This window comes from Aquimarina sp. MMG016 (assembly GCF_018100805.1).
GTDB lineage: Bacteria > Bacteroidota > Bacteroidia > Flavobacteriales > Flavobacteriaceae > Aquimarina.
This window is the reverse complement of the sequence record NZ_JAGJEA010000007.1, coordinates 50,449-64,119: the sequence shown is the minus strand read 5'-3', so window position 1 is coordinate 64,119 and position 13,671 is coordinate 50,449. Positions and strand designations below refer to the sequence as shown.

Genomic DNA, 13,671 nt, shown 5'->3' with positions numbered 1-13,671 from the left:
TTATAACCTCTTATAATTTTAACTTAGAATATCTTATCACTATATTCTTTATACAATTATTCTCCGCTCTTACTATTTCCAGCTCTTTTACCTTCGCTCCTTTTCTTTTAATTCTTTCACAAAGTTCTAAAAATGTAGTGCGTTTTTTATTTGCCAAAACAGACAGATCAAGATTACCACACAGATAAGGACTAAAGTCATTAGCCGTAGCTGTTTTTTTATACACCTCTAAAAGTTTAGCTTCAAACGCTTTTTTACTTATAAATGGTGCTTTGAATTCTTTTGGTTTATTTTCTTCAACACCAATAGAAGGTTTAAGTTTCAATCCAGATTTTGATTCTTTTGGTCTGATAATAGGCCTTACTACTTTTTCTTTTTTCTTCTCTTTAGCAAGAACAGTTATTTTCTTCTGTGTTTTGTAACGCACATCACCATTAACAACCAATGTAATAGTCTTCAAGCCTGGTTCATTATAAATATATACAGGGTTTTTCTTCTTAGAATTTATTTCTGCAGTTTCACCAAACCTCCATTCCCAAGATCTTGCGTTTAATGTTTTATCTTTTAATTTAAGTACTTCACCTACTTTAACAGATTTTGGGACATCAAATTTTGCTAATTTGGTAGAATCCAGAATAAATACCTTTTCTTTAATAGTAACAATTCTTGTGCTATTACATTTCCCATTAATTACCAAGTTCACTTCATATTCCCCTGGTTTTTCATAGGTATGAAACGGTGCAACTCTAGCATCCGCTTTTGAACTATCACCAAAATGCCACTCTCTGGTTATTGCTCCTTTTGTATTGTCTTTAAAACGAATAATCTCTCCTACTCTATAATTTCTAGCATTAATATCAAATTCAATAATCTCACAAGGCGTGTAATTGGCATATCTAAACCCAAACACTGTTGCCGAAATTAATAATGTTATCACAAAAAACAGAACTACACTTCTGTCTATATGATAATTCTTCATGTTGTCTGATCCTTTCATCTCGTAACTATTTTCTAAATCTAAATTACTATTAATTTATTACTCTAACAGTATATGGAAAAACATTTATAGATTGCTGCTCTAAAATAGATAAAATATTACTTTTTAAAGCCTCCCATTCTTCATCCAAAGTTTTTACTTTTTTATTTGGGTATATAACCACCTCAATACAGGGAACCAACCCCTTGTTAACCTCAATATCTGTTTTAAAACCTTTTCTAACTTTTATATCTTCTACCCTATCACTACATAGCTCATAACATAGTGCTTTAACATCCTCTCTAGTTACAATCCTGTTTCTGGACAATAATGCTCTGCGATAAGCATATAATCTTTCATCCATACTCAGATTGTTCTTACCTTGTAAGGTAGTCGTCAAAAACACACTTCCTTTTTGTTTTAAATCACTACCCTGATAAACACTTAATGTATTACCCGGTTTTATCTGATTAGCCTCTACTCCATTAGTTATCCAATATTCTACAAGTAACGTATCTCTTTTCTTAAAAGGCTTAACCGATATATAATTAGTATCTGCAGATGCTTTATTGATATCAGAAATCTTCTTTTCAAGAAGAGAAATATTTTGATTCAATTCATTAATATTTGATTGAAGAAAATCATTTCCAAAAAAGGAAAAAGAAGCACTTTCGTCTTTTAACAATTCTACCAAATGAACCAAATATTCTCTAGCCTTTCTAGAATCTAGCTTACTAATATTATCCCTTCGAACAACAAATGTACCTTTATGATCCTGAGAAGAGTCATTTTCTCTCAATTTATAAACCTTACCTGAGGTACTTGAAATCTTCTTTACATCAAGAAAAAGTTCTTGTGTACTAACAGGTACAATATCTATATAGTCTTTTAACTGATACGAAATACTCTCCCACTTTCTATTCAAGACCGGAAAAGCATTAAAAGTTGCATAAACACTATCCAAAATTGAATTATCAATAATCCTTGGGAACTCTATTTTAATCCAATTAAGTTCTTTTAACTCTTCGTGTTGATCTATATCTATAAATTTAGAAAAATCTTCTGGAATTTTAGCCTTAGTTTTTAGGGAAATCTTTGATTTAACGGAAATAAAATGCTTTTTATAAAACTTTTTAACCTGATCTTCAATATTTCTAGTTTTATTAGGCTTATAATCAAATATTGATTCCAAATGTATTCTGTCAGAAGTATTACTATTAAAATACCCTGACAACATATCAATTGGTTTATCTTCAAAATAAAACTCTGCATTTTTTAAATGATGATAAAACAATTCATTTTCTTGCACATCCAGAAGTTCAAAATAAAAAGACGCATCATTTAATTTGACATTATCTTCTTCAGTTTTTATACCTAAATAAAGAACTGAAGCGGGTGCTAATGACCCATTTTTTTGTGATATTACACTACTAGTCTTTCTTTTTCCTTCTAACTCATATAATTGGTTGCCACATATCATATGTGTTACCGCAGCATCAACCAAAACCCCTTCCTGAACAGGTGAAAAATAGATGTTTTTCAATTCCTGCCCGGCGTTTTGAGTTCTCGTTTTCTTTTTGTGATATAAAAGATGGTTAGGAGTAATAGTAATTCTTTTCTCCACAGGTTCTGTATACACTATTGCATGTGCAGGTCTCGCTCCATAAAGAGTCTCGGGTGTCATTAATTGAATAAGTCGCTCCGTTACTCTAGTTTGAGAACTATTAATTTCTCCGGAAATTTTTTCTATCTCAGAAGCACACGCTCCAATCAGTAGAGATACTACAGGATCAAAAGAACTTTCTATCTCATTTGGAGGGACTCCCCAAATAGAAGCAGCTTTTTTAATCATTCTATTTTTGATCTGTATCTTAGTTTCAGAACTCATAAAATATTTTTAAAATGAAAGTGGGGCTATATAAAACCTTTCTACACAAGAAAAAGGTTCATTAGTTTGGCTTACTACACCCACCACTTTTATATCCACACGTTTTTTAATTCTATTTAATTTCCCTCTATTTTGAAACTCCTCCTGTTCTATCATAACTTCCACATTCACTTTTTTTAATCTTTTTTCCTGATAAATAATGCTTTCCACCAACGATTCACTTATCGTATTTCTAAGCTTATTAGTACTGGTAAGATTATCAAAATCCACATTCCAAATAGAACATCCGAAAGATTCATCAAATGTACATTCTCCAAAATAAGACGTAGTAATAAGATGAATAAAGCCGACTATAGATTGCATAATACTACACTTGTCTAACTCTTTGTTACTCGTGATTTTAGATGTTTCTAAAGGAAGTTTATAATATGATATATTCATTAAACGTATTTTTCAGAATGATGATCTCAAAGAAAATTGCAATTTAATAAAGATTTTATTTAAAAAAGTAGCTTTCTTAAATAAACTATGGGATAAATTGAATATATAATTTTTATTATAATAATTATATGTTATCATTGAATTGAACTATTGATTTCTCCCTAAGTTTTTTATCTTTGTTCAAATTTATTATCACAAATGAATACAATATTAAAAACTTTTGTTCTATTTATTGCTTTTATTGGGATTATGAGCTGTGGTGGCTCTAAAAAAGCAGAACAAGAAGCATTAGCACAAGCAAGAAGAGATTCTATTGCACAAGCACAGAAAAACGCCATTTTACCTATTCAGAAGAAATATGGTACCATACTAAGTGTTTCTCCAAAAGAAATTCAACCCGTATCTTTATATGAGTTCATTGATAAATGGATGGACACTCCTTATAGAATGGGAGGCGAAACAAAAGAAGGTATAGACTGTTCTTTTTTCTCTCAATATCTTTATCATGATGTTTTTGATCAACTTATAGAAAGAACAGCAGAAAAACAATATGATGCACCAGATACGGATAAATTTATTGGTCAAGAATTTTTAAAGTTAGGTGACCTTTTGTTTTTTAATGAAAAAGGTAATGAGCATTTTAAGATCACTCACGTAGGTGTTTATCTTGGTAATGATAAATTTGTACATTCTACTGCTAGAAAAGGAACTTCTGGTAAAAATGGAGTACAGATAAGTAATCTCAAAAAACGTCATTGGCAAAAAATGTTTGTAGCTGCTGGGAGAAAACCTGGTATTACTGAAGCGTTAAGTAATCTGACTAATCAATAATTATTCTTTACCTTTCTGCAACGAATGAAAAACAAAGAGGTACAGAAAATATACGATGAGCTAATTGATACGTATCAGAATCTTAAAGCAGAAGTTTTTGTTACGGAGATTATAGAAAATTCAGATCTGGATCTCACAGATATTGACATTCTTAATCAAAGTACTTTTTCTCGTTCATACCGCAGAGATGTAATTAATTTTAAACTAGACACACACTCTAGCAAAACAGATAAACTTCAATTTAGCTTAGCAAGAAATGGGATTTATGATACATTACCAGAAGGATTGTTTCATGCTCCTGTAAAATCCAAAAGCAGTATAACGTATAAAGAATTACGACAAAAGCATAAAACAGAAGAAAAAGATGCTCGTAATTTTTTTACTCCAATAGAGAATGAGTTTTTTACCCAAAAGGTTAATATTGAACAAAACGAAAGAAACCTAATAAACAAGTTTTCAGATTTTAAAAACAACTTTTTATTAGAATTCTGGGATTTACAGAAAGATATTCCTAATGAATATAGCATAAGATTAATGCAACTATTACCATATACGCATAGAATTTCTGGCGATATGGAATTAACTGCCTTAAGTCTTGAGAAAATAATTGGGGAAAAAGTTACTATTAAAGAAACAAAAAAACACTTAAAAGACATCAAAAAACAGGATAATGATTTACAACAATTATTAGGTGTTGATCTTGTTTTAGACCTTAGGGAAACAAATATATATTACCCCGGTATTGAGATCATCATAGGCCCTGTTACAAAAGAAAACATAGATAAGTATGTTGAAGGAGGAGTTACTAAAAAATTTATTAGTATCTTTTGTGACTTTTTTGTCCCTATGGAAATAGAAACAGAAATTAATGTGGCATATTCAGACAAAGAGCGTACTTTTGTGTTAAATGAAGTGAGCAGTCCTAGAATGGGTCTAACAACTATAATATGAATTTAATTTTACTTTCTGCGGTGAGCATGGATTCTTTAAAATTAGGTATAGTAATGATAGCTATTAGCGCATTACTAATGGGTTTTGTTGCTGGTTTAAAAAAACTATTTACCAAAAACAAAAAGAAATTCTTTTTATACATATTAGTTACTTTACTACTTTTTGCGGCTACCGCGTTATTAAGTAATGAAAAAGTACTTAATGACATCCCTCTTAATAGCTTTATTGGGTTTCAGGTTATATTCTTACTTTTAGGATGTTTGCACGTATTTGCACTAAGAAAATTTTTCCCTGATTTATCAGAAAGCATTACCGATTTTTGGTCAGAATTCCTATATACTATAGTCACTACCTTACTTGGGCTGTTCGCCTTTATAATGGTAGTAGAACTATACAAACCAGAATATAAGTATATTTTCTTAGCATCTGCAATATTCTTTATTACACCATTTATGGTGGTAAAACTTTATGAATATGCTATTTCTGTCCCTATGCCAATATATAAGAAATGGTTCTACCCTATTGACAAGAAAATGAAAGATCCAAAAGCGGAAGAGCTTACAAACCCATTGGTAATTTCATTTGAGTTTAACAAAGGTGAAAATCATGAAGAGTTAAGTAACTTTAGGCTTAAAGCTCCTGAAAAAATGGAATTTGGTAAATTATTCTACTTCTTTATTAATGATTATAATGATAGACATCCAGAAGGAGAAATAAAATTCCTTGATGATAAAAATAATCCCTATGGATGGGTTTTCTACACTAAACCAAAATGGTTTAAAGCACAAAACCATATTGATTTTACCCGAACTGTAGAAGGTAATAACATAAAAGAAGATGATGTAATTATATGCAAAAGAGCTTAGTTTTGGTGTAATTTCCCATAAAAAAAATAAAAAATAAGATTTTAACATTTTCGTTAAAATCTTATTTTTTTTAGTCAAACATCACTTGATTGAAAACAAATAAGTTATTTATTGTAATATTTTTCTTTCAAAAATACTTTTCTAATATTTTAAAAATTCACTCAACCTTTTAATTTCCAATTTTTTATTTATATTTACATCGTGCAAGTCACGTTTATTATTATATAATTATTATTAATTTTTAAATTTTATTATTATGTCTTTTAAAGCAAAATTAAAAGTTGGAGGATCTGAGTTTAATGTATTAAGTAGTAGCTATGGTCTACATCAAGAAACTGACGCTACTGGTCGTCCATCTTCAATCACTCGTGGAGGTAAACTTACAGTAACAGTGGAATCAACATCAGAAACTATATTATCTGATTTAGCTTTCAACAATTTTCAAATGACAGATGGAGAAGTTATTTTTATGAAGAGAGACACAGAAGCTACATCTAAGTCTCTTTCTTTCAAAAATGCTTATTTGGTTAAGTATGTTGAAAATTTTGATTCTACAGGAAAGAATCCTATGACGGAAACAGTTACATTTTCTGCAAGAGAAATTGGTATTGGTACCGCTTCTCACGTTAATGAGTGGGTATAAGACAGTAAAAACATTCTTATCTTTACAGATTTCATAAAAAAAGGGAGTGTTTTTCACTCCCTTTTTTAATCTATACAATAAGTTGATTGATCAATAGTAAAGTTTGTGAATACAAAAATTGACAATATGTATTTTTGGTCAAATCAGTAAAACATAATTATAAAAACATATAGCTATGTCTTTTTTAGCAACATTAGAGCTTGATGGAGAAACTTCTAACATATTAGATTGTTCTTTCTCTTTCAGACAAGATACAGATTACACAGGACGTCCTTGCGCAACACCAACAGGTGGGCAAATCACATTACTTATCGAGTCTACAGCAAAGACAGATTACTTAGAATGGATGATCTCTCCAACAATTACCAAGAAAGGAAAAATCACCTTTTTTCGAAGAGACAATATATCTAGTTTAAAAAATGTAGAATTCACAGATGCATATTGCATTGAGTACACCGAACATTTTAATGCAGAAAGTGCACAACCTTTACAAATACATTTAGTATTATCTGCAAAAGAAATTAAAATCAAAGGCACTACTTTCAAAAATAATTGGCCATCTAAAGTAAGTGCTTAGCACAACTTTTAAGATAACAAAAAACTAAAGCTTCTTTACTTAAAAGAAGCTTTACCTATGACATTGTTGGATTTATTTTATGATTTATTGTATTCATAATTTTAATTAAAGCTGATCATACTCGAGGTTGTGTTAAATTGTAATAACAAAAATGTAAACTTATTAAAATAAAAATACACTTATAAAATTTAAGTGTAATCCTTTTTGATTGACTTCCTCCATAGTTTTTGATCAGAATGCACTTCTTAAATTATTCATATTAAGAAGTCGAGCATATCAAATAAATCAGATAACTTAACATCACAAATAAATTATAAATTTATATAGATGTAATAATTTCTATATTAAAAAGTTTTTAATCTTGTGATGTCAAAAAATAAAGTTTGTAAAAAACTTTATTTCATTACCATCTATACTGTGAACATTAAAAAGTGTTTTCGTTACCAATTGATAATCTATTATAGATGTTAACAATTGCGAAATACGTAAAATAAAAAAAGATTACTATCTTGTATAAGCTATCAAATGCTTAAGCATCTCACTAAAGAAAATAAATTTATAATTTATTCAGAAAAACAGTTATTCTAAAAAAAGCACAAAACTATGGCATTACAATCTAAAACTCAAATTTTCATTGGAGGCACCAAAATAACTGCTTATAAAAAATTAATGTTACATCAAGAAATTGATGCTCATCATACATTAGAATTAGTATGTCGAATGGATGTTCTCGAAGATCTATTACAAGATATAGCTTCAGAAAGCAAAAATTATCTTGGACAAATTATTACAGTACAGGTTTCATCTTTAGGAGGATTCTCTGGTTATAAAGAACTAGAATTTAAAGGTATCGTCACCTCTGTAAATAGTACAAAAGGATTTCATCAACAAAACGGTGATCTAATTACCATCCAAGCCCATAGTTGTAGTATTATTGCAGATGATGGACCTAATCATGCTTCTCATATAGATGAAGATTTAGGATCTATTCTTAGTAAAACATTTCAAGGTTATGATCAATCTAAGCTAGAAACCGTATTTAACCCTTCAAATTCAGATACGTTACATTATAGTGTGCAACATAATGAAAGTGCTTATGAGTATTCAAGTAGATTGGCTGCACAGTATAGCGAATGGTTTTATTATGATGGCAAAGCTCTGATTTTTGGAAAACCAGAAGATGAAGGAGAAGTTACGCTGACTTATGGTCATGACTTACAGGAATTTTCTATTAACCTGAATCCCGTATCGAATAAATATAAATACTTTACTAATGACTATCTTACCAATGGTCAACACAATAAATCTACATCTCAGGTAAGTTCAGGAACAAATGGATATAATGGTTTTACGAGCAATAAGAGTGACGAAATTTTCTCTAAAGAAACTGCGATATATCTAAACTCCTATGATGATCCTCAACTTAAACCAAGACTAGATCATCTTGTAGAACAACAGAAAAAAGCTAATGAAATTAAACAAGTAGTTGCCAAAGGAATTAGTGATAACCCTGGTGTAAACTTAGGAAAAGTTATTAAAATTAAAGGAGACTCTGACTACGGTACTTTCAGAATTACCCGTATCTCTCACACCAGTACTGAAAATGGAAAGTACCAAAATAAATTCGAAGGTGTAACAGCTGATATAAATGCTTACCCTAACACTGATATTAAAGCTTTTCCTAAAAGTGATACACAGGTTGCTATTGTAAGAGAAAATAGTGATCCAGATGGGTTAAGTAGAATTCGAGTAGAATTTCCTTGGCAAAAGGAAGCAGGAGAATTGACTCCTTGGCTTCGTGTTGTAACTCCACATGCCGGTGGAGATAAAGGATTTCATTTTATCCCAGAGGTAGACGAAGAAGTTTTAATCGGTTTCGAAGGCGCTAATGCCGAAAGACCTTATGTGATTGGAACATTATATAATGGTGGTGCTAATCCTTCTAGTTGGCAAACGCAATCTAATGATGTAAAAGCCATAAGAACTAGAAGTGGTCATACTATAGAACTAAATGATGCTAAAGGAGGGGAATTTATTACGATTTCTGACAAGAACGGTAATACCGTGGAAATTGATACTGTAAAAAACAATATAAGTGTTACTGCTGGTGAAACTATGACTTTTAATGCTAAAAATATTAAAATTAGTGCTGAAGAAAATATAGAAATGACAGCAGGAAAAGATTTTACAAAAAGTATTTCTGACAATTACAATGTGATGACCAAAAACAATACTGTTATTATAGAAGAAAATTTATCAATAGATTCTAAAAAGCAGGTAAACGTTTCTGATGAAATAACATTAAGTAGTAACAAACAAAACTTAACACTTACATCAGGAAAAACAGTAGATGTTCAGAGTAAGGAAAAAGTAAAACTTTTTTAAAAAGTATAAAATCATTTCCTAATCATAAAAATGGAGTAACAAAAAGGTGAGTGTAAATAACGTTTTTAATGATTATTATCTTAAAGTTAATCCTCAAGAATTTAATGGTAAGTATGGCTGTTCTGTACTTTTTGATAATGGCACATCCAAAAATGAACTAAAATATAAACTTACTATACAATTTACTGGTGATATAGAAAGTTTTATATACTCATATAGAATAGAAAGAGAAGAGAAGATTTTTATTAATAACACAGAACCAAATAATTTTATGGATGAATTGGCTTTTGAAGTTAGTAAGGTTTTATACCCTATGGATATAAGCACTTCTAGTCAAGGAAAACTTCAAAAAGTTTTAAACCATATTGAAATTTTAGATCGTTGGAATAAGAAAAAAGAAAAAATAAAAGAGTTCTTCAAGGGCGATATTGTGGATAAATACATAAATCAAACAGAAAAAATAATCAAAAACGAGGAAGCTCTTTTTTCTAAAATACAAAAAGATTGGTTTTTAAATATATACTTTGATTCACTTTATAAATTTTATTCGGAAGATTTATTTATAGATGAAAGCAAATATTATTATGTAGCAAATACATCTCCAAGTCCAATAAAATATAAAGCAAAGAGTAAGATAGAAATAAACGAAAAAGATATTAGGATAAAAACAAAAGGAATTATTCATGATGAACGTTGTGCTCGAGATATAGAACATGGATTTGATTCTCCTTATTATAAAAAACATAATAAAAAAGAAAAAGCTCTTAAAGGAAGTTGTAATTTGGTTTACTTATTAGAAAAAGACACAGCTATTATTGAAGGAATTGAAGCTGAATTTGAAACTAAATTCAAGCAACCTAAAAAGGTGTTGATAAAAATGTTTTTACTAGAAAAATTAACTACCAAACGAAATTCTATGTTGGTTGAAAAAGAGGAAAAAACATCACAAACAGGTTTTTGGGGAAAATTATTTAAAAAATAAAAGTAAAACTTATGAGTCAGAAATATGTTGTTATACAAAGTGCAATGTGCAAATGTCAGTTTGGAGACTTTCCTGATAAACTTAAAGTTTTATCACATCAAAAGTATTATGCTAATGATCCCCAAGGATCTAACAAATTAATTGCAACGACAATGGAGTTAGGAGGGGCCACTTTTGAGAAAAACACTTTTGGACAATGTAAATTACAGCCTACAGGTAGTAGTTTTAAACCTTGTCAAATTGTTATTACTAAATGGGATGGTTTTTATGAAAACGTAGAGTTCAGTAATGGAGGCAAAATCCTTCTTGAGGACAGTAAAGCTACTTGTCCAATATCAGGAAGCCCATGTATTAGTATTATCAATCATGGACAAACCGCAGCAGGTAGCTCAAGTGATTCAGGTAATGCAGATACTGATACTCAACAGCAAATAAATCCGATAGTGAATATCAATAGTATCAATCAAGAACAGCCTAACGAAGAAGAAATCATTATTACTTAAAAAATACTGATATGCCAATAGGAATTGAAAAAGTAGTATATATAGATGATCAGGGGCAAGAACAATCTCCTCAGAATTTTGCAGTAAGAGCTAATGAGGCCATAGAATTACATGCTAAATATTATCCTGAGACTCCAGAGGCATTAACAGGGCATGCAAAGTGGATCATAAAAGCCGATAATAACACCCCGTTTTCCATTGCAGATCAACAAGGTTTGATTGGTGATATAAGGGAAATCTCTATCAAGCCAAAATATTGTGGACCTCAGGAGTATGTTATTGAAGCATTTACAACAGAACCAACCAATACATATCCGGCTCAAATAAAACTAAATGGCATTGCAGACCCAAAAATAATTAGTACTACTTGGAGTACTTCTAAAGGAGGAAGTGATATAAGAAACTCTCCTATTAAATATGGAGATGATGTATGGTTAAATGTACAAACTGAAGGCTTAAACGGTTCTATTCTCGTAGTAGAAATATACAACCGCCAATTGGGAGATGACGAAAAAGTGCACACAATTACTAATGTACAATGTATTAATGGAGAGGTTAATTTAAACATAGACAATACCTATACTTGGAGAGCAGGAACTGGATGGAACACAAGCAATAATGAAGAGTTTTACATAAAAATTAAAATTGCCGGGAGGAGTAAAACTATAGTAGACAATAGAGGTCAGGACATACATGCCCGTTATTTACGTTTTAAAGATGAAATTTCAACAAGATCTGTTGGAAACCATATGAATGCAAAGCCTCTTACTGTTGGAGAAAACCCAGTAAATGTAGAACGCTATGAACTCTGTAAATTTGTAAAAATTGGTATAGACGATGATGGTACTGGTGAAATACCAGTTTTTAATGAAGGAGATGCTTTAGAAGGTAATAAAACAGAGTCTCTATTTTCTCAGTCTGTTCATTTTGATTTAGATAAAGCGGATATAAGATCAGATGCTGCATCCATTCTGGATGGTATTGCTAACATTTTATTAGATGACCCCTATACCAGAGTAAACCTAGGAGCACACTGCGATATTAGATATACTCATGAACATAATGATGCTTTATCCCAAAGACGTGCAAATGCAGCTGTTGAATACCTAGTCAACAAAGGTGTTAATAAAGAAAATATAAATGCAATAGGTTACGGAAAGAGGAGATTATTAATTCCAGGAGAGAATTTAACCGAAGAGCAACATCAGCAAAACAGGAGGGTCACTGTAGAGTTTAAAGTGCTTAATGGAAGTTTTAGCACTATAAATTTTGACACTATTGCTCCTAGTAAGGATAAAAATCATACCATAACCATAAATATTGATAGTTACAACACCGATAAATGTCTTAGGGAAGATACCAATCTAGGACATGATACTATGGTAAGAATCAAGGAACTAACTATGGATAGAAATGGAACTGGTGTCATCGAAAAAAGTGGAACGGCCCCTATTCAACAAGTTGTCTATTCAACCTTTGCTCCTAATGGAAAACAAGCACTTACATACCTTGAAGCCTTTAATTACTTCTGGCCTATTAATGCTAATACTAATAATTATAAATATTATATCAATAGCTGCCGCTATTATGCAGATAAAAATAACCCAACTTTAATAATAAAAGCATACCCAGATATAAAGTGGGAATTGGCTATTGAAATTGCAATGGAAGTCTCTAATAGACGTTCAACCAATATGGAAAGAGCCGGAGGAAGTTTTGCTCAACACTTTGAAAAAAACCGACAAGATGGTTATGCAAGATACCTAATAGGTAAGCAAGGTAGACTCCCTATTGGTATCGCTGTAAAATTAGGTGTAGAATGGAATGGTGGTCAGCATAAAAAAAGTTTTTCTAATGAGTTTAAAGGAAAAATAGAGCCATTTGCTAAATCTGTATCAACTGCGGCTAATCTTATTCAAAATGCTGTAAACCTCGCTATCGGTGTTGCTAAAAGAACCGCAATTCCAATATCACTCAATATACTATATCCAAAATTTGTAGGTGCAATTGTCTGGTATTTAAAAAGAGAAGAAAAAACCAAAAAAATAGCAGTTACTGGAGAGCTAAGTTTATCATTTAAACCACTAATTGGAGCTAGAGCAGAAATTGATTTAATAGCAGTAGCTATTCTGGTAGGTTCTGCAGGAAACCCTGCTGTAGCCAATCTTGCTTCTAAGGTTAGAGGAGGATTAGCTGAACTAGGCACTGGATTAACTTTTACATTAGCCATTATCGGTAGATTAAACTTTTCTGTTGAAGCCATAAAATTCGATACTATTAATGGAGCGGATTTTAGTGGTAAAACCACAATAGGAGGAGAATTAGGAGCAGAAATTGAATTTATATTACAGGTAGGTTTTGGATCATCAAGTGTAGCTCAAGCCAAACCTATAATAAATTTTACCGCAGCAATAAAAGGTGAAGGCTATTTTGGTGGGGAATTAGAGTTTGATAGCGATGATAACGGTGTATTTGTTAAGCCCACTTTAAAATTTTCTGGAGTTAAAATAACTGGCTATATCAAAGCTGAAGTTGGATGGTGGCTTTCCCCTTCAATAGAAATGGAACATCAAGTCACACCACCAGAAGAAATGCCTTTCTCTAAAAAATATCTAACTTAATTATTAT

General features: G+C 30.9%; 12 protein-coding genes. 9 read left to right on the top strand and 3 right to left on the bottom strand.

Annotated elements, in window-relative coordinates:
• Positions 1–10 precede the first annotated feature (10 nt).
• From J8M14_RS14535 to J8M14_RS14525, 3 genes are read right to left on the bottom strand one after another with little or no spacing between them, the layout of a single operon-like run.
• Positions 11–997 (bottom strand): PKD domain-containing protein, encoded by a 987-nt coding sequence (locus J8M14_RS14535; protein WP_211075538.1) that lies wholly within the window; start codon positions 995–997, stop codon positions 11–13.
• A 31-nt stretch (positions 998–1,028) separates the two neighbouring features.
• Positions 1,029–2,864, bottom strand: a complete 1,836-nt coding sequence (locus J8M14_RS14530) for a type VI secretion system baseplate subunit TssF (RefSeq protein WP_211075537.1) — start codon at positions 2,862–2,864, stop codon at positions 1,029–1,031.
• Between the two features lie 9 nt (positions 2,865–2,873).
• On the bottom strand, positions 2,874–3,305 hold the full coding sequence (locus J8M14_RS14525; protein WP_211075536.1) for a GPW/gp25 family protein: 432 nt from the start codon (positions 3,303–3,305) through the stop codon (positions 2,874–2,876).
• 198 nt (positions 3,306–3,503) lie between these two features.
• On the opposite strand from J8M14_RS14525, the gene J8M14_RS14520 reads away from it, so the two are divergent.
• The 9 genes from J8M14_RS14520 (at position 3,504) to J8M14_RS14480 (ending at position 13,664) form a co-directional block, all read left to right on the top strand.
• The gene (locus J8M14_RS14520) at positions 3,504–4,136 is read left to right on the top strand and encodes a C40 family peptidase (RefSeq protein WP_211075535.1); all 633 of its coding nucleotides are present in this window, start codon (positions 3,504–3,506) and stop codon (positions 4,134–4,136) included.
• Positions 4,137–4,160: 24 nt separating this feature from the next.
• Complete coding sequence (locus tag J8M14_RS14515) at positions 4,161–5,087, top strand: hypothetical protein (RefSeq protein ID WP_211075534.1); 927 nt, start codon at positions 4,161–4,163, stop codon at positions 5,085–5,087.
• Positions 5,084–5,953, top strand: coding sequence for a TssN family type VI secretion system protein (locus tag J8M14_RS14510; RefSeq protein WP_211075533.1), 870 nt, complete (start codon positions 5,084–5,086; stop codon positions 5,951–5,953). Before J8M14_RS14515 ends, J8M14_RS14510 begins: the two co-directional genes overlap by 4 nt.
• 256 nt (positions 5,954–6,209) lie before the next feature.
• Positions 6,210–6,596: a type VI secretion system tube protein TssD gene (gene tssD, locus J8M14_RS14505; protein WP_211075532.1), complete on the top strand. Its 387-nt coding sequence runs from the start codon at positions 6,210–6,212 to the stop codon at positions 6,594–6,596.
• 175 nt (positions 6,597–6,771) lie between these two features.
• Positions 6,772–7,173, top strand: a complete 402-nt coding sequence (gene tssD / locus J8M14_RS14500; protein ID WP_211075531.1) for a type VI secretion system tube protein TssD — start codon at positions 6,772–6,774, stop codon at positions 7,171–7,173.
• A 603-nt stretch (positions 7,174–7,776) separates the two neighbouring features.
• Positions 7,777–9,558: a phage baseplate assembly protein V gene (locus J8M14_RS14495; protein WP_211075530.1), complete on the top strand. Its 1,782-nt coding sequence runs from the start codon at positions 7,777–7,779 to the stop codon at positions 9,556–9,558.
• A 271-nt stretch (positions 9,559–9,829) separates the two neighbouring features.
• Positions 9,830–10,540 (top strand): hypothetical protein, encoded by a 711-nt coding sequence (locus J8M14_RS14490; protein WP_211075529.1) that lies wholly within the window; start codon positions 9,830–9,832, stop codon positions 10,538–10,540.
• Between the two features lie 11 nt (positions 10,541–10,551).
• Positions 10,552–11,043: a DUF4280 domain-containing protein gene (locus J8M14_RS14485; RefSeq protein ID WP_211075528.1), complete on the top strand. Its 492-nt coding sequence runs from the start codon at positions 10,552–10,554 to the stop codon at positions 11,041–11,043.
• 11 nt (positions 11,044–11,054) lie between these two features.
• A complete protein-coding gene (locus J8M14_RS14480) occupies positions 11,055–13,664 on the top strand; it encodes an OmpA family protein (protein WP_211075527.1) in 2,610 nt (869 codons plus the stop codon).
• The last annotated feature ends 7 nt before the right edge of the window (positions 13,665–13,671 follow it).